The organism is Maribacter sp. TH_r10 (assembly GCF_033101095.1).
Taxonomy (GTDB): Bacteria; Bacteroidota; Bacteroidia; order Flavobacteriales; family Flavobacteriaceae; genus Maribacter_A; species Maribacter_A luteus.
On record NZ_JAWMPY010000002.1, the window covers coordinates 571,003 to 595,402 of the forward strand.

21 protein-coding genes and 1 pseudogene are annotated in these 24,400 nt (G+C 39.9%); 5 read left to right on the forward strand and 17 right to left on the reverse strand.

The window, feature by feature from the left end; genetic code table 11:
* Nucleotides 1-4 precede the first annotated feature (4 nt).
* The gene (locus tag R3X28_RS07865) at nucleotides 5-1,165 is read left to right on the forward strand and encodes an iron-containing alcohol dehydrogenase (protein ID WP_317663829.1); all 1,161 of its coding nucleotides are present in this window, start codon (nucleotides 5-7) and stop codon (nucleotides 1,163-1,165) included.
* Nucleotides 1,166-1,223: 58 nt separating this feature from the next.
* Nucleotides 1,224-1,901, forward strand: coding sequence for a type 1 glutamine amidotransferase domain-containing protein (locus R3X28_RS07870; protein ID WP_317663831.1), 678 nt, complete (start codon nucleotides 1,224-1,226; stop codon nucleotides 1,899-1,901).
* A gap of 180 nt (nucleotides 1,902-2,081) precedes the next feature.
* Here R3X28_RS07870 and R3X28_RS07875 read toward each other — a convergent pair whose 3' ends face one another.
* The 8 genes from R3X28_RS07875 to R3X28_RS07910 all read right to left on the reverse strand — a co-directional run bounded on the left by R3X28_RS07875 (nucleotide 2,082) and on the right by R3X28_RS07910 (nucleotide 9,774).
* Nucleotides 2,082-2,867, reverse strand: a complete 786-nt coding sequence (locus R3X28_RS07875) for an SDR family NAD(P)-dependent oxidoreductase (RefSeq protein WP_317663833.1) — start codon at nucleotides 2,865-2,867, stop codon at nucleotides 2,082-2,084.
* A 120-nt stretch (nucleotides 2,868-2,987) separates the two neighbouring features.
* Nucleotides 2,988-3,950: a 2OG-Fe(II) oxygenase gene (locus tag R3X28_RS07880; RefSeq protein ID WP_317663835.1), complete on the reverse strand. Its 963-nt coding sequence runs from the start codon at nucleotides 3,948-3,950 to the stop codon at nucleotides 2,988-2,990.
* Nucleotides 3,951-4,153: 203 nt separating this feature from the next.
* Nucleotides 4,154-5,137: a zinc-dependent alcohol dehydrogenase family protein gene (locus R3X28_RS07885; protein ID WP_317663837.1), complete on the reverse strand. Its 984-nt coding sequence runs from the start codon at nucleotides 5,135-5,137 to the stop codon at nucleotides 4,154-4,156.
* A 168-nt stretch (nucleotides 5,138-5,305) separates the two neighbouring features.
* A complete protein-coding gene (locus R3X28_RS07890; protein ID WP_317663839.1) occupies nucleotides 5,306-6,151 on the reverse strand; it encodes an enoyl-CoA hydratase/isomerase family protein in 846 nt (281 codons plus the stop codon).
* A 126-nt stretch (nucleotides 6,152-6,277) separates the two neighbouring features.
* Nucleotides 6,278-7,138 (reverse strand): AraC family transcriptional regulator, encoded by an 861-nt coding sequence (locus R3X28_RS07895; protein WP_317663841.1) that lies wholly within the window; start codon nucleotides 7,136-7,138, stop codon nucleotides 6,278-6,280.
* Between the two features lie 78 nt (nucleotides 7,139-7,216).
* The gene (locus tag R3X28_RS07900; protein ID WP_317663842.1) at nucleotides 7,217-8,050 is read right to left on the reverse strand and encodes a DUF4437 domain-containing protein; all 834 of its coding nucleotides are present in this window, start codon (nucleotides 8,048-8,050) and stop codon (nucleotides 7,217-7,219) included.
* A gap of 15 nt (nucleotides 8,051-8,065) precedes the next feature.
* Nucleotides 8,066-9,073 (reverse strand): zinc-binding alcohol dehydrogenase family protein, encoded by a 1,008-nt coding sequence (locus tag R3X28_RS07905; RefSeq protein ID WP_317663844.1) that lies wholly within the window; start codon nucleotides 9,071-9,073, stop codon nucleotides 8,066-8,068.
* 26 nt (nucleotides 9,074-9,099) lie between these two features.
* The gene (locus R3X28_RS07910) at nucleotides 9,100-9,774 is read right to left on the reverse strand and encodes an NAD(P)H-dependent oxidoreductase (protein ID WP_317663846.1); all 675 of its coding nucleotides are present in this window, start codon (nucleotides 9,772-9,774) and stop codon (nucleotides 9,100-9,102) included.
* 173 nt (nucleotides 9,775-9,947) lie between these two features.
* On the opposite strand from R3X28_RS07910, the gene R3X28_RS07915 reads away from it, so the two are divergent.
* A complete protein-coding gene (locus R3X28_RS07915) occupies nucleotides 9,948-10,832 on the forward strand; it encodes an AraC family transcriptional regulator (protein WP_154365465.1) in 885 nt (294 codons plus the stop codon).
* Nucleotides 10,833-10,887: 55 nt separating this feature from the next.
* Here R3X28_RS07915 and R3X28_RS07920 read toward each other — a convergent pair whose 3' ends face one another.
* The 5 genes from R3X28_RS07920 to R3X28_RS07940 all read right to left on the reverse strand — a co-directional run bounded on the left by R3X28_RS07920 (nucleotide 10,888) and on the right by R3X28_RS07940 (nucleotide 15,867).
* Nucleotides 10,888-11,577 (reverse strand): haloacid dehalogenase type II, encoded by a 690-nt coding sequence (locus R3X28_RS07920; RefSeq protein WP_317663849.1) that lies wholly within the window; start codon nucleotides 11,575-11,577, stop codon nucleotides 10,888-10,890.
* A gap of 132 nt (nucleotides 11,578-11,709) precedes the next feature.
* Nucleotides 11,710-12,282, reverse strand: coding sequence for a DUF4251 domain-containing protein (locus tag R3X28_RS07925; protein WP_317663851.1), 573 nt, complete (start codon nucleotides 12,280-12,282; stop codon nucleotides 11,710-11,712).
* A gap of 261 nt (nucleotides 12,283-12,543) precedes the next feature.
* On the reverse strand, nucleotides 12,544-13,629 hold the full coding sequence (locus R3X28_RS07930) for an adenylate/guanylate cyclase domain-containing protein (RefSeq protein WP_317663853.1): 1,086 nt from the start codon (nucleotides 13,627-13,629) through the stop codon (nucleotides 12,544-12,546).
* 153 nt (nucleotides 13,630-13,782) lie between these two features.
* Nucleotides 13,783-14,820, reverse strand: coding sequence for a DUF1611 domain-containing protein (locus R3X28_RS07935; protein ID WP_317663855.1), 1,038 nt, complete (start codon nucleotides 14,818-14,820; stop codon nucleotides 13,783-13,785).
* Nucleotides 14,821-14,823: 3 nt separating this feature from the next.
* On the reverse strand, nucleotides 14,824-15,867 hold the full coding sequence (locus R3X28_RS07940) for a dipeptide epimerase (RefSeq protein ID WP_317663857.1): 1,044 nt from the start codon (nucleotides 15,865-15,867) through the stop codon (nucleotides 14,824-14,826).
* 237 nt (nucleotides 15,868-16,104) lie between these two features.
* Between R3X28_RS07940 and R3X28_RS07945 the strand changes: the two genes are divergently transcribed.
* Nucleotides 16,105-16,695, forward strand: a complete 591-nt coding sequence (locus tag R3X28_RS07945; RefSeq protein ID WP_282054911.1) for a pseudouridine synthase — start codon at nucleotides 16,105-16,107, stop codon at nucleotides 16,693-16,695.
* Nucleotides 16,696-16,858: 163 nt separating this feature from the next.
* On the opposite strand, the gene R3X28_RS07950 is transcribed toward R3X28_RS07945, so the two are convergent.
* A complete protein-coding gene (locus R3X28_RS07950; RefSeq protein WP_317663859.1) occupies nucleotides 16,859-18,097 on the reverse strand; it encodes a M14 family metallopeptidase in 1,239 nt (412 codons plus the stop codon).
* Nucleotides 18,098-18,183: 86 nt separating this feature from the next.
* Here R3X28_RS07950 and R3X28_RS07955 point away from each other — a divergent pair, with 86 nt between their 5' ends.
* On the forward strand, nucleotides 18,184-20,376 hold the full coding sequence (locus tag R3X28_RS07955) for an amino acid permease (protein ID WP_317663861.1): 2,193 nt from the start codon (nucleotides 18,184-18,186) through the stop codon (nucleotides 20,374-20,376).
* 60 nt (nucleotides 20,377-20,436) lie between these two features.
* Here the strand turns inward: R3X28_RS07955 and feoB are convergent.
* The 3 genes and pseudogenes from feoB to R3X28_RS07970 form a co-directional block, all read right to left on the reverse strand.
* Nucleotides 20,437-22,628: pseudogene (gene feoB / locus R3X28_RS07960) on the reverse strand (ferrous iron transport protein B).
* Between the two features lie 3 nt (nucleotides 22,629-22,631).
* A complete protein-coding gene (locus tag R3X28_RS07965; protein WP_317663863.1) occupies nucleotides 22,632-23,651 on the reverse strand; it encodes an iron dependent repressor, metal binding and dimerization domain protein in 1,020 nt (339 codons plus the stop codon).
* Nucleotides 23,648-24,304 carry a metal-dependent transcriptional regulator gene (locus tag R3X28_RS07970; protein ID WP_317664082.1) on the reverse strand — a complete coding sequence of 219 codons (657 nt, stop codon included), beginning with the start codon at nucleotides 24,302-24,304 and terminating at the stop codon, nucleotides 23,648-23,650. Before R3X28_RS07970 ends, R3X28_RS07965 begins: the two co-directional genes overlap by 4 nt.
* Nucleotides 24,305-24,400 lie beyond the last annotated feature (96 nt).

The following is a 24,400-nucleotide window of genomic DNA, read 5'->3' on the forward strand; positions in this document are numbered from 1 at the left end:
GAAGATGAATAATTTTGATTTTAAAAACCCTACCAAAATAATTTTTGGCAAGGATACGATTGAAAAACTTAAGGAAGAAATTCCTGCAAATGCCAAAGTTTTAATGCTCTACGGAGGTGGTAGTATTAAGAAAAACGGTATTTACGACCAAGTAAAAACAGCTTTATCTAAAATAGATACCATTGAGTTCGGAGGAATACCGGCGAATCCGGAATATGCCGTTTTAATGCAAGCACTAAAGGTGATTAAAGAGGAGAATATCAATTACCTTTTGGCAGTGGGTGGTGGATCTGTAATTGATGGCACCAAGTTTCTCTCCGCTGCCGCGGTTTATGATGGGGATACTCCTTGGGAAATTTTGACCAAGAATATCAGAACTGCAAAAGGGATGCCTTTTGGAACGGTATTGACCTTGCCCGCAACTGGTTCGGAAATGAATTCAGGAGCGGTGATTACCCGAGCCGAGACTAAAGAGAAATTGGCTATGGGCGGACCAGGATTGTTTCCGGAATTTTCCATTTTAGACCCAAAAGTCATCACTTCCATTCCCGAACGGCAATTGGTAAATGGTATTACCGATGCTTTCACGCACGTGTTGGAGCAATATATGACCTACCCTGTTGGCGCTTTGTTACAGGATCGTTTTGCCGAAAGCATTTTACAAACTTTGATTGAGGTAGCGCCTAAAGTCCTAAAGGATCCCACAGATTATAATGCCGCTGCGAACTTTATGTGGAGTTGTACAATGGCCTTAAACGGATTGATTCAGAAAGGAGTACCCACAGATTGGGCCGTACATGCCATGGGACATGAACTAACCGCTTTGTTCGGTATTGACCATGCTCGTACGTTGGCCGTGATTGCACCAAGCCATTACAAATTCAATTTTGAGGACAAAAAAGAAAAATTGGCACAATACGCCGAGAGGGTATGGAACATATCTGAAGGTAGTATCGATGATAAGGCTTATGCCGCTATTGAAAAAACAGAAGGCTTTTTCAAGGAATTGGGAATTGATACCAAACTTTCTGATTATACCAAGGATTATGAAGGAACTGCCGAAAAAATAGCGGAACGCTTTACAAATCGTGGTTGGTTGGGCCTAGGGGAACATCAATCCTTAAGTCCGGATAAAGTTGAAAAAATCGTAAAAATGGCTTATTGATAGCACACGATCTGCGTGTGGAATTATAGGTGGGAAAAAAATTAAAAAAGAAAAAGAAATGAAAATATTGTTCGTATTAACATCCCATGATAAATTAGGGGATACAGGAAAGAAAACAGGCTTTTGGGTTGAAGAATTCGCAAGTCCATATTACAAACTTTTGGATAAAGGTGCCGATATAACGATTGCTACCCCAAAAGGGGGTGCTGCCCCGATTGACCCAAGTAGCGACGCTCCTGATGCCGCAACTGCTGCTACGGACAGATTCAATAATGACGCTGTTGCCAAAGATAAAATAGCAAATACAAAAGTTTTGGCCGATATGGATCCGGATGATTTTGATGCTGTCTTTTATCCAGGCGGACATGGACCATTGTGGGATTTGACCAAAGATAAAAATTCCATTGCCTTGATTGAGAAATTCAATAGCCAGGAAAAACCGATTGCTTTTGTATGTCATGCCCCAGCGGTACTGAAAGACGTTAAAAACGCAGATGGTACCCGATTGGTAAAAGGGAAAAAAGTAACCGGATTTTCAAATTCAGAAGAATCAGCGGTAGGATTGTCCGAGGTTGTTCCCTTCTTACTTGAAAATATGCTTATTGAAAACGGAGCTTCTTATTCCAATACCGATGATTGGGCACCATATGCCATTCAAGATTGTAACTTGATTACCGGTCAGAATCCGGCTTCATCTGAATTGGTTGCTGAAAAATTATTGGCTTCCTTGAATTAGGAAGTTTTGGTTGTTTATGGGAAGAGAGCTTGCTTGCCTAATTAGGTTTGCAAGCTCTTGTGTTTTTATTTGGATACATATCATTTAAGGTTGAAAAATATTAACATAACATGAATTGGTTGAATTTGCAGTGCGATAAACAGTCGGTTATTTTGAGAAGTAACCACTAGTTCATTATCCCTAATGGACTACAATAGTTTCTGTTGTATCTATCAATTTTTTAATTTCCTCCTTATTGTGGGCATCGGGATGTGCATCTGAATAAAAGCCTTTATCGTTGTCAAAGTACTGACCAGTTTTTACTAAATCTGTCATGCTTAAATTGTACAAAATGTCAATCCCTTTTTCTGCAGGAGACCAATGCTGCCCGTAAGCTTCTTTGGCCATTTTGGTATTTAATAATGAACCCGGATTTACCGCCACTACTATAATTGACGGTTCTTGTTCCGCTAAATAAAAACTCCACATGGTCAATGCCAGTTTACTCTGGGCATAAGCTTCGTTGGCACCCAAAGCTGTTTTACCTTCTAACGCCTGTATATTTATGGTAGATTGCGCTGCAGAACTTAGATTTACAATTCGTGCTATTTCTGATGCTTTAATGTTAGACAACAATCCGTTAGTTAATACATAAGGTGCAAAGTAATTTACTGTAAATCGTATATCTGTAGTACCACTATTGTTGTTTGTAATTAAGACACCTGCATTGTTGACCAAAACATCAATTATCGGCATCTTCCCGGCAACTTCTTTAGCCATTTTTTTCACTGCATTTAAGTCTGAAAAATCCGCTAAAAAGCCTATAACATTTTCATTGTTAGATTGCTCTTTGATTTCTTTTATTGTAGCGGCTAATTTTACATCACTTCTACCGTGAATGGCTATAAAGTGCCCTTCTTTGGCTAAACGCAAGGCCAATAATTTGCCTATGCCGTCCGTGCTTCCTGTTATTAATATATGTTTCATGGTGTTTTTTTATGATGATGAAAACTGGCAACAATGGTATTGCCAGTTTTTCCATTTTTATTGATTCTCTAATATAGTGAACTGCTTATTAAAATTACTTAGTGCACTACTCCTACTCCGTTAAAACGGTGCAACGGTATCTTTAGGACCATCAGGCAAACTCCACCGTTGGCGAGCTGTAACGCTTTCCAGAGCGACATCTTTAATGGTATTACTACTGATGTTTCCATAACTGCTGGTACTTCCTCTAGGAATTTGCATATTATCACCATACAACCAAACTACTAAATTACTGCGTTGCCCACTTTCTATTGGATGTGTTGCGTGTGGTACATTGCCTCTGTGGATAATAGCTTTACCAGGTTGAAACTTAGTTTGTACCGTTTTACCAGAAGCTTTATCATAAAAATCTACTACCGAACCTGTAAATTTTTCATCAGGTAAATTGGTATTGATATTTAAAGTTGCTGATGAAGCATCGGTATGAGCATGTAAATCCTTGTCCTTATCTGGATTGTACTGGATCGAGAAACCAAATGTTTGGTTGTCATAACCATAAGTTCCCAATAACAAACGTGCTATCGGACGCATAAAACGGTCCATCATATCGTTATAAAATGCCTGAAAATTAGGTGCCGCAAAGTGACCTTCAGAACGAGGATCCAACATCATCCCGTAACGATTTAATTGAATACCGTAAGGTGCACGTTTTGGAATTCCTGAAATTACAGCATCCTCTAAATACTTTCTAAAATCTGCCAAACGCTCTAAATCGAAAAATTGCGTTTCATAAACTCCAGGAATAATTTCTTCCCATAAATCGGCTACAGCAGCTTCTTTTTCAGGATTTTCCCAAGCGTCTTTAATTGCTTTACGTAAACGCGGGTCAAGCAAAGTTTCGTCAGGAACTAGTAAATCGTCCTTATTTTCTATTTCCCACTCTGCCCAAGCAGCTTCTAACAATTTACGGTTTTCATTCCAAAATTGAGAAACGGATGGATCTCGTCGTAATGATAATTCTCGTGATGGTACTTCTAGAGCACGAGCTTCTGCAAGTGCATTTGTATGTTCCATTGTTTTCATAATATCTATTTTTAAGAATAGCTACTGCTATTGTTTTTATCTATAACAAAATTAAGCACGAACAGCTGCTTGCCTTTGGTAGTAAAAAGGGTTGTTTTGGTAAAAAATAAGGTTTTGATATCCCTCAAAGAAAAATGCCTCTAAGAAGAGGCATTTAGCACAACCAATCAACCATAAGGATACATTGCAAATCCTTATTTGTTTTAGTTCTCAACTACTATTTTGCCAATAGCTTTGCCGCTTTGTAAATGTGCGTAAGCGTCACCCACTTGTTCTAACGAAAACTTGTTTTCATCTACTATTGGAGTTAAATATCCTTCGTTGGAAATTTCAGCTAAACGCTCTAAAATATTGCCGTGTTCCTCTCTTTTAAAATTGTGCAACATGGGTATTAGCATAAATACCACGTGTAATGATGCTCCTTTAAAGTGCAACGGAGTTAAATCTAACTCACATAATGACACTGTAGTAGAAATATGTCCGTTTAAGGCAACTGCTTCAATAGAATTGTTCAGGTTTGCACCACCCACGGTATCAAAAACCACATCAAAACCACCATCGGTATATTTTGCGGTATAATCAGTTACTTTTTCAGTTTTAAAATCGATGAACGTGGCGCCAAATTTCTCGACGATTTCCTTTTGGTTTTCGCCAGTTCCTGTTGCATAAACTTCTGCTCCAAAATACTTTGCCAACTGTACCGCTAAGTGACCAACACCGCCGGAACCACCGTGTACCAATACTTTTTGTCCTGCTTTTGCGCCAGCCCTAGTCAAACCCTCGTAAGCTGTAATGGCCACCAATGGCAAGGCTGCGGTTTCGCGCATGGTTAGCCCTTTTGGTTTGTGCGCTACAAGCTTACTATCCGCTACAATATATTCGGTTAAGGTTCCTGGTAAATCGGCTAATCCGCCAGCACAACCGTACACTTCATCGCCTACCTTAAAACCTTCTACTCCATCGCCAACAGACTCCACAGTTCCTGAGAAATCCATTCCCAATAAGGCTGGTGTAGCAGGAGATAAGGGCAAATCGGAGCCCATGTTCTTTATCATCGTGTCTATCGTATTTACGCTAGATGCCGCTATCTTTACCAATACGTGGTTGGCCTTTACTTGCGGTTTGTCAATTTCTGAAACCTCGAATTTTGCATTTTCTCCGTAACTGTTCAATAACATTGCTTTCATATCTAATCTTCTTTTATTTTTCGTTATTCGTTATTCGTTAATCGTTAATCGTTAATCGTTGTTCGTTAATTGTTGTTTGTTTTTCGTTGTGCGCTACTCGCTTCCCGTTCTATGTAAAAACTGGAAAGCGTTTGGCGTAAAGCGCATTGCGCAATGCGCTCAGCATTATTAATTTACTTCTTGAATATCCATCACCATTTGTTCCCAGTTCTTTTGATTGTTATGGTCAAACTGAGCGCCATTTTCATCTGCATAGGTGAATCTTTTGATGGCAGGCGTTTTGCTTGTTGCCTGAAATAACTGGTAAGCTTCTTCTTTTAATGCTTCTTTAATTGGCAAGTCTATAGACGCATAAACCGCACGTTTGCTAGCTGCAATAGAATCTGCTGGAAATTTGGAGATACGTTCAGCCAAGGCATCTACATAAGGTCCGATCTCATCTGCATTTAATGCCTTGTTAATAGTTCCGAATTTTTCAGCTTCGTCTGCATCCCAATCTTTTGCACCTAAAATAATTTCCAGTGCTTTTCCTAAACCGGTTTGTCTTGCCATACGTGAAGCGCCTCCACCACAAGGTAAAATGCCCATACCTACTTCCATTTGCATAAACTTTGCTTTTTCCCTCGCCGCAAAACGCATATCCAACGCCAACGCCATTTCGTGTCCGCCACCACGTGCAAAACCTTCAATTTTTGCTATGGTTGCTTGTGGTAAATTGCTCAATCTTTCTAAAACAGACTGTAAGTCCAATAGCTGTACTTCGTTTCTTGGTACGGCCTCTGTAGACATGTCCCTAAGCAAGTTGGTATCATAATGACATACCCAATATCCTGGATTTGAAGATTCAAAAACTACTACTTTTACGCTTCTATCCCGTTCTAATCGCAAACAAAGACTGCTTAAGTCTGCCAGCATTTCTTGCCCTTGTACGTTTACAGGACCAAAGTTGATAGTCACTGTTAAAATTCCTCCTTTTTGTTCTGCCGTAAATGTTTGAAAATTCTTGTATTCCATGATTCTTGAGTTTTAGGTTATTTATTGTTCTGTTATGATTACAGGACAAAGTTACCTGGGTACCCAAGCTTTATTTTGGTAGAAAAACCAGAGGTATTGGTAAAAAATAAGGTTTCTGGTAATGACTTAGGCCAGATTGGCCTTAAATGCACTTAAACTAATGCCTCGGTAGGTTTTAAAGATCTTGTTTAAATGGCTAGAATCGGTAAAACCAAGATCGATAGCAATTTCCGAATCTTGTGCATCGGTGTACTTTAAACGTGTCTCTACCAACTTCAATTTGTAATTGATGATGTATTTTTTGAGCGATACATCCGTATGTTTTTTGAAGTACTCACTAATGTAATTATCGGCCATATGAAACTCATTGGCCAAACTTTTGGTCGTCAACAAATCAGCATTATAAATGTTGGAATGAATGTAATTGATGATTTGCTGAATTTTGGAGGACTTAACTTCCTTTACTTCAGAAGCGTTTAAATACTTAATATTGCGTGCAATTAAATGCAGAATTACAGACAATGAATTTTGAATGATAAAAATATCATGGGATGATTTATTTAAATACTCGGTAGCAACCATATTGGTAAGCGATATAAGATGCGCTCTATCCGAAGCCGTTTCAAACTGCATTTCTCGTAATTGATGGCTTTCGCTGTTCAAGATTTCTTCGATTTTACGAAACCAATCGTTTACAGGAAGTTCTTGGTTTACCGCACTGGTATTTCTAAAAAAACTCTTTAAGAATTTAATGGCAATGGTACTTGTAGCGGTTTTCGGTTCTACGATGTAAATATCATCCGGTATAAATACAAAAACACTGTCGGGAGAATAACTAACGGTTTTTCCATTTATTTTTATACTGCCACTACCCTTCTCGAAATATAGGATTTCAAAAAAACGAATGTTGGTATACTCACAAAACGAAAAGAAAGTTTGGTCTTTGTATTGTTGTATAACGATGTTCTCTAAAATAGTTCTTGCCATTGCTTAAAAATTAAAACAAAAAAGGGGAAATACCTACTTGTCTTCCCCTTCTTTACTTTTCATAATAATTCTTATGGTTTATTTCACTTCAAAATCCCCATTAGAGCGGATGTAAATAACGGTTTCTGTATCTGTACCCAACAAAGGCTCTGCATCTTCCTCGGCACCGAAATAAGAACCTGGTTCTAAGGCATTTTCAGCCTCCTTTTTAGAAAATTGGTGGGTTACCTTGCCAGAAATAACAACTGCTCTAAAATTGGGACTTAAGTTTTTGATACTTCCCTTAAAATCTGCAGGCAATTTTATAAGTGTTGCCCGTAGCTGATTAGCTTCATGGCTTCCCCATAAAAATGCGGTTTTTACATTACTTTTGTCGGACACCCATTGGATATCGTTGGCATTTAGCCAAACCATATTTGTCTTATCGACATTGATGGGTCTTTCTCCATTATCATAAGCTTCGGATGTTGGTTTCACCAAATACGGACCTTCTTGAATGTCTAAAAATGCTAAGTTATCTTCTCCATCAGCAGCAGTAATGTGGGCTTCACCTGCTGGTTGTTGCCAATATGAACCTGCCGGAAGCCATTGTTTTTCGGCATTTTCATCATCGTTGTGCAATAGCCCCTTAATGACTACTCCCCTATACGTTATGTTATGAATATGAGGCGGCGATGAAAATCCTTTTTTGAATTTTACTAAAAATCCCGCTGGACCATTTTTGGTACGGTCTCCCCATAGTTTACCCGCAGCCGGACTCTTATCGCCTCGTAAGGGATTTAGCCATCCCCATTCTACTTGGTCTGCGGTTACAACTTCGTTTTTAGACTTAATATCGTCTGTCGTTGGTGTTTGAGCGTTTGCATATGCCCCAACAAGTAGTGCGAATGCAACTAAAATATTCTTTTTCATTTTTATAATCGATTTTTAAAATCCCTCTAAAACAATCTTTCCTTTTGCCTTTCCCGTTTCCAAAAACACGTGGGCCTTACGAAGGTTTTCGGCATTTATGGTTCCGAAGTTTTCCCCCAAAGTGGTTTTTATAGTGCCGTTGTCAATCAATTCGGAAACTTTATCAAGAATGTGGTGCTGCTCGATCATATCCTCTGTTTGGAACATAGAACGGGTAAACATCAACTCGATATGTGTAGAAACCGCCTTCCCTTTAAAAGGCATCACGTTCAATGATTTTGGGTCGTCTATAAATCCAAATTTACCTTGGGGTTTGATCAGCTTTGCAATTTCGTCGACATGTTGCTCCGTTGCATTTAAGCTTACCACGTATTCCGGGGCGGGAAGTGAGAATTTTTCAAATTCCTCACTTAATTTATTCCTGTGGTTGATTACGGTTTCCGCACCCAATTCTTTTAACCAAGCTGTAGTTTCCTCACGTGAAGCGGTAGCGATAATGTTCAGTTTTGTCAGCTTTTTGGCCAATTGTACCAAAATGGACCCCACACCACCGGCGGCACCTATGACTAAAATGGATTTGTTGGCATCGGTTTTGGCCACTTCCAATCTATCGAACAACATTTCCCAAGCCGTAAGCGAAGTCAGGGGCAGTGCCGCAGCTTCTGCATAAGACAAGCTTAGCGGTTTTTTGCCCACAATGCGCTCATCGACGACTTGAAACTGTGCGTAGCTTCCTTGCCGTGTAAAATCGCCAGCATACCAAACTTCGTCCCCCACCTTGAACAGGCTAACGTCCTCTCCTACTTCCTTTACGGTTCCGGTAGCATCCCAGCCAATAATTTTCCAGTCGTCGCCTTCAACGGGCATTCCGGCACGTACCTTATAATCGGCCGGATTGACCGAAATGGCCTTTATCTCGACCAGTATATCGTGACCCGTGGCCTTTGGCATGGCCAGTTCCACGTCTTGTAACGATTTACTATTTTCTATCGGAAGATTCTCTTTGTATCCTATTGCTTTCATGGTAGTTCTATTTTAGATGGATGTGTTTACTTCCAAGTAACGATATCCTCAAAGTTTCTTCTAGATTTTCCAAATTCAGGATTCGCTTTTCTATAACCGAAAGCTACCATGAACGACAACCCGTACTTATTTGTATCTACACCGAATTTGTCCTTTAAAAGGGCTTCCGCTTTTTCTTGGTGGAAACCTTCGATGGGGCAACTATCTATACCTGTTAAGGCGGCAGCGGTCATCATATTACCCAAGGAGATATAGGTTTGTTTTGAAGCCCAGTCGAATAACTTTTTATCACTGTCGAGATTGAAGTCGCGCTCCTGAAATTCCCTATAAAATTTGGAATACATTTCAATAACATCTTCGGGCAATTGTTTTACGTCTTTCATCATGTGCATGATGTATTTCGAATCATGTTTTACCATTGGGGCTTTCATGCTCAATCCCAATACAAAATGGCTCGCCGTGTCCAATTTTAAAGGGGCTCCCCAAGCCACCGGCTTTAACGATTCACGTAATTCCTTGTCTTGTACCACAATGAAATGCCAAGGTTCAAAACCAAATGAGCTTGGGGATAAATGTGCGGTTTCCAGGATAAACCTCATATCCTCGTCCGAAATGGTTTTGGTAGGGTCAAATTCTTTGGTCGCATGTCTAAATTGAAATGCGTTCAGTATTTCTTCTTTTGAAATGTTTGGAGTATTCATTAAATAAAGTATTTATGCTTATTACTGTTTAATTATAGGGCAAATATAAATAGCACCCTCATCCCATAAATTGTATAAATCGAGGTTACTTATGTACATTAAAAGGTTTGTGATGTGATTTAACAGAACTTTTAGAGATTTTAACCTTAATTTTGGCTATTAAATTGATAGAAATGGAGTTTGTTGAGGCAAAAAAACCTTTTGATATACAAGAAATTGAGTTAAATGACTGGAAACAACGTCCGGTTAAGAATAGTTTTTTCGAATTGGTTTTCATCAAAGAAGGAAAGGGAACCCAATGTATCAACTATAATGAATACACTTATGCAAAGAATGATTTTTTTCTTTTGCCTCCATTAAAGTGTCATTCATTTACAATAGAAAAGCCTACTAAGTTTGTATTTCTAAAGTTTACCGATTCGTTTTTTAAGAATGTTGGTAGATCCACCATAGATAGGGATGAATGGTTTAAAGAAGCTTCCTATATTTTGTCCAACTATAACCAATTGCCCGGTGATATCATAAAAAATGATATGGATAGGCAATATATGGAGAACCTTATCGGGATGATTTTACAGGAGTCGAGGAATTATGGGGATGAATCCATTAATTTAATAACTAGCCTTATGACCAGTATTCTTGAGATATTGATCAGAAACATTAAGAAAAGTACTTATTTTGATTTACCCAAGGCCAATACCGATGATCGAATTACACGAATATTGGCTTATATCAACGAGCATTTGGATAAGCCTGAACTTTTAAAGGTTGAAAACTTGGCCAAGACCTTTCTAATGTCCCCCACTTATGTAAGTGAGTATTTTAGGAAGCAGGTGCATATGTCACTGAGGGAATATATACTCAAAGCAAAATTGAAATTAGTGGAAATCAGATTGCTGAATTCTGATTATACGTTAACCGAAATTGCGGATGACTTGGGGTTTACCGATGTTAGTCACCTGTCCAAGACCTTTAAGCGCTATGTTGGTACTTCAATCAGGGAATTCAAGAAAAATGGGGAATATATGCTCTTGAAAAGAAATTCCTGTGTAGCGTAATTCCTTACGTATCGAATTTAATTGGGTGTTTTTCCTGAAATTAGGGAGTATTGGGCTAATTGTCCAAGGCGATAAGTTTTTCCGAAATTTTCAAAAGGTCCGGTTCATTGATTTCGGGCAAAGGTGCCAGGGGGAACAATTGTTGGCCCGGTCTGGCGATGAAAGCCCCTCTCCAACCAGCCCAAATTGCTCCGGCAATATCCCATCCGTGGGCAGTGATCATTAAACATTCATGGGGTTGTGCCCCAACTTTTTTAGCGGCCCAATCATAAACCGTGCTATCCGGTTTGTATTTCCCAACCGTCTCAACGCTTAACATTTCGTCGAAATAACCGTTTAACCCAGCATTTGCGAATTGTGCCTTTACACCATCATTTGAAGAGTTGGTCAACGAAACCAAAGTATACCCTGCATTCTTAAGGTTTTTCAAAGCTTCCTTTACCTCTGGATGTGCGGGTAAGGACAACATCGGGTTTAAAGCCTCTTTGGATTTTTCTTCCGACAACTGAATGCCGTGGTTCGCGGCTACCATTTTCAAGGTCGCTGCACCAATAGTTCCAAAATCGGTGAATTGACGACTGCTTGTCATTACAAGGGAATACTGTAACATGGTCGTAAACCATAACGGCATTAAATCTTCACGGCCTTCAAGTGCCTTACCAACGCTTTTTTTTAAACCACCTAAATCCAATAGGGATTCGTTTACGTCAAAGAACAGGATTTTGGGGCGTGTAAGTGTAGTCATTTTGTTTAAGTCGGTTTTGTTTTTGGTTTGAGTTGATCTTAAGCTAAAGTATCACAAAAAATATTGAAATATATCACTGCAGGAAGATTTAATACTGCACTAACACACTGCAACAAAGTACGATCACCCGAACTAAAGATTTTCTTCGACCTCGGATGGTTTTAAGGTGCCATCGTACCGTATAGAAGTACGATAAGGACTGTTTACAATTACAGTTGCGCTTTTATCAGGATATAATTGGATAATAACATTATAAGGCTCAATCTTATTCTTGATATCGAACTCTATGTTCAAGGTTTGTTTCTTTTCATTTTCAGTAACTTCATAGGTGGTAGGTAGGCCTTCAAAATTTATTCCACCATCCCTGGGGTTGTATGAATTAACGGTCCTTACCTCCCCAAAATAGGATAATACCCCTTTTATGCTGTCGTTCTTTATTTCTATAAAATTGCCATTGACATTTATTCGCGAAGCTGAATTTCCTGTATTTTGCAATAAGGCATTGGTAACTCGGGTTACCGCATAAGTTTGCATAGGATATGCCGTATTTACTTCAATCGTGTAAGATTTAGCATCCACGACATTTTTAAGGGTCTCAATTTGTTGGGTTCTGAGGCTGATCTTTTCTGCATTTTTAGTGCCACCACAACCGCATAATAAAATTATCACAAAGCCTAATATCACATGAAAACTTCTTCGTTTCATTTTTTACTTATTATCGGATATCTTATCCTATTAAATTACATTATTTTAGGTAAATCGATTCTCAAAAATCTGTTAATTCTTTTATATATAGCGTTTTATGTTCTTTGGAAATATCTATTTTGATAGGTAATCATAAATTAAGCGGGTATTTAATCGTATAATTTGTAAGGTGTATGAAAAAAGCACGACTATTAGAGAGGTAATTTGCTATGAAAAAGAATTTTAATTCTACAGATTACATTAAGTTTAGTGGTTGGTTTATTAAAGTCCTGACGGTAACGTCGGGACTTTTTGATTTAAGGAAGTCTGCGTTACCCCGTATACGACCACTTCTTTTTCCTTTCCCCTTAGCGGTATGCTACCTAAGTCATTGAATTCGAATCCAATAGGATTCAATTGATCCTTTAATTGTTGGGACACCAATAACTCTTGTTGAAGCGCATTGCATTGACCTTGAATACGTGAGGTTGTATTGATGGTGTCCCCGTGATAAGCAATCTCTTTTTTGTATTTACCTACCTCCGTGACCGTAATTTTACCCGAATGCATTCCCGCTTTAAAGAAAGGTAAACAATTATATTTGGTTTGGTAATGGGTCTTCCTTTTGTTGAGTCTGTGTTTGAAATTAAAATAAGCATTAAGGCAGTTTTGATGGCGCAACCCTTTTTTCAATTCCCACGTAAGGATTACTTCATCACCTACATATTGGTAAATTTCCGCTTCATTTTCAACGACCACCCCCAAATCATTAAAGCAATCCTGAATTAATTGACTGTACAAAATATGGCCTAGGGTTTCGGCATGCACTGTTGATGATTGTAGGTCCAAAAACATAAAAATACGATCCTCTTCCCTAGGGGTGTAGAATTTACCCTGCAATAATTTCCAAAGGTTATTCTCCCCTAGCATTAAATTAACCTGTCTTAAAATAAGCATAAAGATATCAATGGTCAGGATGTAGAAGTAAATTGGGATAATACCCGGTTCAAAGGCAAAGGCCATAAATCCTTGTGCTTCACCAAAAAGTTGGGTAACCATGATATAGGCCATAAAGACCAAAAAGAACAGAAACAAAACCGCGTAGAGTAACCGAAAACCTATCAATCTATAAACAGAAACCCGTTGATTGTATCGTTTTTCGGTCATATTTTGGACATATCCTGATATTGCACCGAAAAAAGGGCCGAAAGTAAAGGAAATAATCAATGCTTCCTTTAATTCAAAATTAATGGAACCTAATTCAATCGTACCCACACCCCGAATTATGGCCAGGAAAAGAAAGGCCAAAGTCCAGCTAATCATATAATTTCTAATGATCTTCCACCTTCTTTTGGTTCTTATGTTCATAATTACGTCGAAAAAGAATATCGAAGTTACATATAAGTAATGGTATTCAGCTCATTTATCTACAAACCAAAAACATCAATGCGATCAAAAAATCTTGAGTAATCAAATCGCTATGAAGCTATATTACTTCTTTGTGGCTTCCATTAATTTGAATTACAATAATGCCCGACCAATCTTTTCCGCTCCGAAGCGCACGACATCGGTTACCGGTAAACCCGTGTCTTTCTCTATCTTATCAATAACCTGAAGTGCCTCACTTTCATTGAGTTTACTTGTGTTCACGGCAATTCCGACCGTTTTTGCCTTTGGAAAGGAGCCACAGGCATGTGCTACGGCCTCATTCAATTTTATGACTTCATTAAAGGGAGGGATTTTTATATCGGTTACATCCCGTAAGGTTGACATTTCCCCTCTATGGCATAAAATAAGATGTGTAGGGCAACTTCCCCGCATTAAGGGCAGGGTAGCCGTGCTTCCGGGGTGCAATAATGAACCTTGTCCTTCAATGAAAACAATATCCTTGTCTTGGGCTTCAAGGACCAAATGTTCAACAGCACCACAAGCTTGATCAACTTTGATCGCATCTAAAGGAATACCCTTGCCTGTGACGGTTATACCGATTTGGCCCGTAGCAAGAAAATCAGAGGAAATCCCTTGTTCCCTAATCCATTTATAGACTTCCAGGCCTGCGGTCATTTTACCCACGGCCATATCAGTGCCTACCATAAGTACCCTTTTGTTGGTCAAAGCACTTGCCCTTGCCCTAGCAATGGCGTAGTCGGTCAATGGTTTGCGTACATCCCAAATAACCTGTTCGGGTTTATCGGTATTCAAAAGATGGGCAAAACGCTCACCAAGAAGATCATGAAGTCCATTAACCAATGACATACCCAATGTCAACGCCTTCTCAACATCGTTGACCCAGGTATCGGGTAGCTTGCCACCTGTTGGGGCCAGTCCTAAAACCATGACTTCCGCACCCATCTCTATGGCTTTCTCTACTGAGGCAACAATCGGGATTTGGAAAGGTTGGTCTGTGACCTCATTCACTTTTTTACCTGAATAATCAGAATCGATGACACATACAATCGGGTTTTCCGAATAACGCATAACCCCATACCCCATTTTGGCATAAATGGAGTCTAAATTACCTTCCATATAAATGGCCAATTTCTTTTCTTTTCCTATCATAATCTAAAATTCTTCTTTTAAAATAGCTCCATGACCGTAGCGTTCTGTTGGCATAATCACCCCATCTATCATTTGTGCACCTGAAAAAGGATCGGGGTCCAAATTAAGGTGGGAATCCAAATCCACATGGTCCAAAAGTCCGGTTATGGCCGCTCCTGCCGATATGGATAACGAGGATTCCCCCATACAGCCTATCATGGTCTTAAGACCAAAGGCTTTGGCCGTAGCAATGATTCTCAGGGCCTCTGTTAGACCACCGCATTTCATCAACTTTAAATTTACCCCATCGACCGAATCGGCCCATTGGGGAATGTCGGATGAAAAATAGCAGGACTCATCCACAAAAATAGGTAGCGGTCTGTTTTTGAAAATGAAAGGAAGGTCTTCTTCCCTTCCATGAACCAAAGGTTGTTCCACATAATCGGTGCCTAGATCGGCCAACCACTTCATCATATGAATAGACTGGTCAACATCCCAACCACCATTGGCATCAACGCGTAATCCAACATTATAATCCTTTGTACTTTCTATAACTTGCGAAAACATGGCTTTATCAGCTTCAATACCATCTTTAGATCCCAATTTCACCTTTAAAAAGCGCACTCCCGTTCCTTCAAGTAATAATGGAATGCGTTCTTTTACGACTTCAGGGGGATTTATCCCTATGGTCACCGAAGTGGCCACTTTAGGCAAGGGAATTCCGAATAGTCGGTATAAGGGTAGCTTGGCCGTTTTTGCCAGTTCGTCCCACATCGCAATATCCAAAGCAGCCAACACGCACATTGGTAAACCGAATTCCCTCCCCTTCTCATAAATTTCAGTTATGGATAGTTGATCGATTCCAGTATTGAAAAACTGCTCAAGTAACTGTTGACCTTCTTCGGCGGATTCATTTCCAAGGGTAGAAGATGGTGCCATTTCACCCCAACCGGTAACTCCGTTCTTGGTTACCCCCACAAAGAGGTTGTCCGATCCGGTGACCAATCCACGACTAATTCGTAGCGGAAATCTTTTTTTTAAGTGAATTGTTTTGAATATAAGTTTCATTTCTTCAATTGTGTTGTTTTATTTTGTTCAGCAGCTGCTGGGGAATTCTTACCCTTCTAAATTTTTTAGGACAATGTATTGGCTTTTAATAGATTACTTTCCAAGCAGGGACTTGCCGCTGTTTTTGATGAAATAAAGTTTGAAATTACAATATGAAACCTCAGTTATCCAAATAAATTACCTAAGATTTAACTTATAAAGTTACGATATAACAACCTTTGCTATTTTTGTAATTAGATGCCCATAAAAGAACACCAACATTTTAAACTTTATAAACCATTTGGGATGCTCAGTCAATTATCCTCCAATGAGGCCCGGCAGCATCGAACCAAACGGTTTTTGGGTGAATTATATAATTTTCCTGAAAGAATTATGCCCATTGGAAGATTGGATGAAAAGTCTGAGGGATTATTGCTTATGACCACTGATGGAAAATTGAGCGATACGATCAACCGTTCTGGAACGGAAAAGGAATATTATGCCCTGTTGGATGGTGAAATTACCACAAAAGCCATGGAAACGTTACAAAAAGGTGTCGAAATCGGGTTTGAAGGAAAAAGATATACAACAAAACCATGTAAAGTAAAAACGCTTGAAGCACCCCAATTTTTACCCGTAGCCAGCAAAAAAATTCGAATTGGCAGGCATCGTCCCAACTCCTGGATCGGTATTACCGTAACTGAAGGTAAGTTTCGCCAAATACGTAAGATGACCGCTGCCGTTGGTTTTCCAACGTTACGGCTGGTCCGGGTTCGAATAGGTCCTGTTTATTTGAAAGGACTTAGTGAAGGGGAGGTTGAAGCAATCGACACTTTAACTGCTATGTAGATCAACCTTTCATTCCAAGCAGTTTTCGAAATTGCCTTTTCTCACATTTATAAAATCGACACCATTTCTTTCTAAGATATTCGATATTTGTTTTAAATGTATCCATAAATTCTTTTACTCGTATAAGTAACGATATAGGTTCATTTGTTACTTAAAAAACGAATTATTTTCCTAAATCATCATTTAAGAAATAGTCCATCATGGCGTGTGCGGATACTTCACCTTTTTGTCGAATGAAATCCCTAGGGGTGTCATCGCCTATTTCATAGGTAATGCCGGTTGCCCCGAATTGTCGGTTGAACCATGCACTAGAGGTTGGCCGTGTTCCCTTGCCTGGACTTTCGTTAATATCCTCGATCTGCAGGTCGGTTTTGATCTGTTGCAGCCATGTTTTTGTAAAATCGGGTATTTTACGTTTCACCGATTCATCGGGTGTATAGTACACATCATAAAAAGTACTATGAAAGTCCAGCCCCAATAGCACATTATTTTTATGTGCTTTGGTTTCCCTGACCATGTGGCTGGCGATTTGCGCAATTTCCGGTTGGTTGTATGCACTCCAGTCCCTATTCAGGTCTATTCCACCGGTATTGTGCCTATAATGTCCCAAGTCCACTCCATCAGGATTCATTAAAGGATACACCATAACCCTGTATTTTTCTAAAAATCCGTTGGTTCCACCCTCGGCGATAATGGTTTCAATAAAAGCTTTCATAGCAAAAAAGCCTGTAACCTCAGGTGGATGTTGCCTGCTTATAACGATTATGGTAGGCTTTTTATCATAGCTACCCTTCGTAATGTTCATATGGAACAAAGGTCTGTTTTGGGCACTTTTCCCTACATCATTAGCCGTTACGAAACTGTTTTGTGCGATTGAATCAATCCATTGTCCAACACGTTTGGTGTCCTGTATTTCTTGGGCGGCGACCCAAAGGGTATCCTGATCTATTTTCAGGTTTATTTTTGCCGATGTACTATCGATTCCTAAATGAACAAAGGAGGAATCCAAAATTTTCCAATGTTCACCATCCCTACTGATTTTAGGGGAATAGCGATGTTTGTGATCACCGTATTGTAAATCAACATCGATATGCTTTGTCTTGTTCGACCAAATTTTAAAGGCATACCAAGGGCTTGGATTGATCGGTGAATTTTCCGGATTTATCGTGGCAGCGTACAGACTATCGTTTATCTTCTCGAATTTGTTCAAACGTGCGGATGGAAAATCGTTGGTCACCCCCACTTCCCCATACATGAACGTGCCTCTTTCTTGATAATCGATGGGTCTTGTCTTAGTATCCACCGGATTGATATACGTATGATTTTTCAGTTTTTTGTATTGTCTTGGGGAAGAACATGAAGCGAGGATAACAGCAAATAGGACGATGCTTAAATATTTCATGGAAATAGGGTTATTTATTCTATATTTAGTAAATCATCGGAATTTGTCAGTAAAACCCGTTGATAAAAACAAGATAGCCAACACATTTGGAACCACAAGAGAAAAATACTAAAAAGTTTGGTACGTTCGGAGGGGTTTTTACCCCGACCTTACTGACCATTCTTGGTGTTATTATGTACCTACGCCTTGGATGGGTGGTCGGTAATGCCGGACTTTTGGGCGCTTGGCTTATAATTATAGTTTCATTCCTGATTACCCTCTGTACCGCCTTGTCCATGTCGGCGATAACGACCAATATCAGAATTGGTGCCGGTGGCGCATATGCGATCATCTCACAGGCCCTTGGATTGGAAGTTGGTGGTAGTCTGGGAATTCCGAGGTATGTTTCCCAAGGATTGGCGGTAACCATGTACATTTTTGGTTTTAGGGAAGGATGGTTGAGTATCTTCCCGACGCATGATGCTTTTCTTATAGATATTATCGTTTTCGCTGTATTGCTGACTATTGCGTACATCAGTGCGGATTTGGCTATAAAAACACAGTTTTTCATCATAATCATCATTGTTCTCTCATTGTTCTCAATAGTTTTGGCGGCCTACCATGGATCTATGTACATACCTACGGAAGAAGCAGTTCGTTGGGGAACCTTTAAAGGGTCTATAGAAAATGGATTCAATGGTAGTGACTTTTGGTTGGTTTTTGCCGTATTTTTTCCTGCGGCCACGGGAATCATGGCAGGGGCCAATATGTCGGGAGAGCTCAAGAACCCTAAAAAGAGTATTCCCCAAGGGACACTCTGGGCCATAGGTGTAAGTTTCGTTATTTATATGCTTTTGGCATTTTGGCTGGCACGTACCGCCTCGGAACAAGAATTGATTACCAATTATAATGTAATCGTTGAGAAGTCCTATGTGGGGCCGCTTATTATTGCCGGTATATTGGGTGCGACCTTTTCATCGGCATTGGCATCTTTAGTTGGTTCTTCAAGGATCCTATTTGCTATGGGGGAACATCGCGTGTTACCGTATGGTGAATTTCTCTCAGGTAAAAGTGCGAATGGACAACCGAGAAATGCAATGATCGTTACGGGAATAGTCATTTTCGGTACCATGCTCTTACGTGATCTTAATGCCATAGCCCCTTTGGTTACATTGTTCTTCTTGATTACTTATGCCATGATCAATATAGTGGTGATCATTGAACAACGATTGGGTCTCATAAGTTATAGACCTATTTTCAAGGTTTATAAATGGATTCCCTGGTTGGGGTTATCTTCTTCCGTTTTGGCGATGTTCATTATTAATCCGACCATAAGCCTTTTTTCAATAAGTATCGTTTTTGTTGTTTATTGGTTTTTATCACGACAGAATTTGGAAACTCCTTTTGAAGATGTAAGATCCGGATTGTTCGTATCCTTTGCGGAATGGGCGGCAAAACATACTTGGGGAATGAAAACCATGCAACAAAGGGCATGGAAACCCAATCTGATGGTGCCTATCAGGGATATCAATGGTGCTAAGGGTAATTTTCAATTCCTGCGGAATATTGCGAAGCCTAAAGGATCCATTAAACTTTTGGGGATAGAACCTTTTTCGGAAGACGATGGTTTTCGGAATAAGCTAGCCGCTTTATCCGAATCTTTTCGGAACAAAGGGGTTTTTTCTTCATGGACGGTTATTCATAGCGATGATTTTGCACAAGGGGTCAATTACGGCAATCAGGCGTTGCAAGGAGCTTTCTTTAAACCCAACATTGTGTTTCTTAATCTACAACAACATGATGATTATGAGACCGAATTGCGGCCCGTGATCAAAGAATGTATTCGTTTGGAAATTGGCGTTCTCTTATATTTGGCCCATCCAAAGGCCCAATTGGGCCAACGGAATATGATCAATGTTTGGGTGAGGGACAGAAAGGATAATTGGGATTTGGGTTGGGATATCGGTAATCTGGATTTGTCTATCCTTGTAGCTTATAAGCTCAAGAAAAACTGGAGGGCCAATATTAGATTGATCATCGTTATTGATAATGAGACAGAGCGGGAAAATGCCCAGCAATTCCTTGAAACTTTGATCAACTTGGCCCGCTTGCCCCAAACCCTTACAAATGTGTTTGTTGGGGACTTTAAGGAAATCGTAGAAACGGCACCTTCAGCCGATTTGAATATTTTCGGAATGGAAGCCAATCTGCGATTCGGGTTCGTGCAGGAATTAAGTGAAAAAACAGGAAGTTCCTGTCTTTTTGTAAAGGATTCAGGACACGAAAGTATTTTGGCATAACCAATCCCAAACCATCGCATCCGAATTATTTCAACATCAAGTATTGTATAGCTAGAATACTTAAAGGAACAATCGCCATATTTGAGCTACTAAGAAGGTAACTACAAATCCCATGATTACCGGTAAAATTGATGCGATGACTGTCCACTTGGTACTTTTGGTTTCCTTATAAATGGTATAAATCGTAGTACTGCAGGGATTATGCAACAAACTGAACAACATTAGGTTTACCGCTGTCAATAGCGTCCATCCGCCAGCTCTAAGGATATCGCCGGTTGCACTTGCTGATTCCAATTCGAACATTACCCCTGCTCCTTCCCCGCCTGAAATACCGGTTACCAATACCGTTAGCATCAATATGGTAGGGATTACGATCTCATTGGCGGGTATCGCTACGATATATGCGACCAAAATCACCCCGTTCAATCCAAAAAGGAAAGCAAATCCGTCAAAAGAATCGATCATCCACGCAGCAATGCTCAAATCCCCAATATGTATATTTGAAATCAGCCAGATCACGGCACCGGCAGGTGCGGCAAATACTATGGCCCTCCATAGTACGATCAATGTTCTGTCAATGATCGAGGTGTAAATGGTTTTCCAGAATCTTGGTGGACGATAGGGTGGTAATTCAAGGTTAAAGGTAGAGACCTCTCCCTTTAATACGGTTTTTGACAAGGCCCACGAGGTCAGAAACATAAAACAGATACCAAGCACGGCTACACCGATTACCGCTCCCAAAGAGGCGATGCCGGACATAGAGGATGGTACCACGGCACCTATAAAAATGGTAGCGATCAATATCTGTGTTGGCCAACGACCATTACAGAGTGAAAAATTGTTGGTGATAATGGCAATCAACCGTTCCCGGGGACTGTCGATTATACGGGTAGCAACCACCCCTGCGGCATTACATCCGAAACCCATACTCATGGTAAGGGCCTGTTTACCATGGGCCCCGGATAATTTGAACAAATGATCCAAATTAAAAGCGATTCTGGGCAAATATCCAAAGTCTTCCAAAAGGGTGAATAATGGAAAAAATATGGCCATTGGAGGCAACATTACCGCAATGACCCATGCAACGGCCAAGTAAACACCATCGATCAAGAAATCATCTAACCACCAGGGCATTCCAACAGATGATGCAAAGCTTTTTAAAGCAGGGTGAACAGTGTTCAACAATAATTCGGCTAACATGGCCGATGGGTAATTTGCACCTATGATGGTCAGCCAGAGAACGAAGGCCAAAATAAGGAACATTAAAGGGAACCCCCATACTTTACTTGTAACGATCTTATCTATCTTCGCATCTAATCGGAGTCTTTTATTGCCATTTTCCTTATGAACGGCCCCTTTTACGATTTCTGCGGCATCAGCATAAATACCCTCGGCCAAGTTATCGTGGAATTCATCCCCGATCTGCCATCTTAAATCATTCGACAATGCAATGATATTATCTATATTTTTCTGCTTCATGAGATGTATTCTTCAAATTCACCCGATTTGAGTAGTTCAATTATGTGTTGGTCCCCTTCCAAAAGTCGAAAAGCGATCCATCTGCTGTTTGGGATGTCCGGATATTCCTTTTTTATTTCCTCACTTAATTCCTCAACGGCATTTTCAATATTCTTTGGAATGTTCTTAATACGATGGGGCCTGCAGACGATGGCGCCACTTGCAACCTCACTAATGGTTTGGATCAATTCGGGTATACCTTCATTGAACCTGGCGCTGGTGGGTACCACGGGAATGCCCAAATCCCTTGCCAAGGAACGGGTATCTATCTCTATTTTGTTGCGATTGGCCTCATCCATAAGATTTAGACATAGCACGGCACGATCGGTAATCTCCAATATTTGTAGCACCAAGTTCAGGTTTCTTTCCAATCGGCTTGCATCAACCACGATCACCGTTACGGTAGGCCTGCCGAAAAGAATGAAATTTCGGGCTACTTCTTCATCTTCGGAGGTAGATAATAAAGAGTAGGTGCCTGGTAAATCCACTAATTTGTATTTTTCCTTATTGTACTCAAAGCCACCTTCTGCCCTGGTTACGGTCTTGCCCGGCCAATTACCCGTATGTTGACGTAGACCGGTAAGGGCATTGAATACCGTACTTTTCCCCGTATTCGGATTACCCGCCAAAGCAATAACATGGTCATAAGCGGTAGTGTTTACCCCCAATTTTTTTAAACCGGCCTCATTAAAATGGGCACAGCTTTCACATGCACTTTTTGGTTTTACTTCCATGGCCTATTTTTTTATTAATATTTTCGATGCCTGATTATTTCGCAAAGCGATACTTGTTCCCTTTATCAAATATGCCTTGGGCTCTCCCAAAGGATTCAAGAGGTCAATACTGACCTCGGCACCTTTTACGAACCCCAGATCCAATAATCGTCTTCTACTCTCTCCCCTTAATTCTTTGGAAATACCAATGATTTTGGCCATTTCGTTTTCCTTTAGGATATTAAGGCGTAAAACGTCCTCTTCAAAGGCGACATCCTTCTCTAGGACGGACACCGTTATGTTCCCTGCCATGATCGGAGCTAATTTAAAAGCTTCCCCTTCCGAATGGAAGACGATACGTTCCGATGATTTTTCAACGATGCGAATGATGGATCCTATATGGATGTTTTCTGCTAATATTTGTTTATAAATGATATCCGGTTTATCCTTGATGTGAATGATACGACCTATGGTATTCACCTTTAAATCGGATACCGGAACCCCTTTTAGTTTGGCCATTTTACCTGAGATGGTAGGTATTGGATCGCCATGTGGGTCAAATTGGGGATTTCCCAAGGTGTTGGCCAAGAGATTGGTATCATCCATAGTTAATTCATGCTCCTTACGTTCTGCCCGTTGATGCCATTCAGATTTATTGAATCCGGTCTTTTCTGCAAGATAACGTTCCCATAATCTATGGGCCCGTATGATTCGCAGGGCATAATCACTGCCTGATTTCGTCAATCTGACAATGTCGCCTTCCATTTTTACTAAACCAAGTGTGGTCATTTTATTGATGCTTTCAACTACCATTTGCTCATCTTGCTTTAAGGTTCGGACAACATCGTTGATATTCAGGAAATTGCTAGCATTCTCATTATGGTATAGACGCTTTAGAATATCTTCCGCAATAACTTTATCAGTAGCACGTGAACTATTTTTTATGAGCCAATACCAACCACGGTTAGGTCTAAAAAACAGATAGCCCAAAAGACTCAGACCAAGAAATATCAAAAGAGCGATAAGGGGGTTATAGGTGTTCATTGGTTTTTTATATAAAGGTTTTTGGCCACATTGCCTGAAATAGTGATTTGCTTTGTGTCGCTACTAATAGTGACCGAATTGTCGAAAGGTTCTATATCCAGAATCTTGATATTGTCACCAATGGTAATATTGATTTTGTTCAAGTATTTCAAAAAATTGTCAGAAGCATCCTTTACACCAATCAAAATACCCTCTTCATTAATGTTTAAATCGGCAAGGATAATACTTTCCGATGTGACTATTTTACCGTTGATGTTGGGGATTGGATGCCCATGGGGATCCCGGGTCGGGTATTCTAAAAAAGCATCTAATCTATTGGTTAAGGTCTTGGACTGAATGTGTTCCAGTTGCTCGGCAATGTCATGTACCTCATCCCAATTATAACCGAGTTTTTCAACTAAAAAGGTCTCCCATAGCCGATGTTTCCTAACTATGGTCATAGCAATGGTTTCCCCTTTTCGTGAAAGCCTTGCGCCTTTGTACTTTGTATAGTCGACCAATCCCTTATTTGAGAGTTTTTGGAGCATATCTGTAGCTGAAGATGCCTTTGTTTTCATCTTTTTCGCAATGGAGTTGGTACTCAACAATTCGTGGGTTTCTTCCCCTAGTGCATAGATTTCCTTTAAATAGTTTTCTTCGGCCTGGGATAACATGGCTATAATTTTTGGCAAAAATATAAAATATTTTTAGGCTTATCTAAAAAATGGATTAAAACCATTCAATTTTGCACTAAAAAATATTTAATCTAA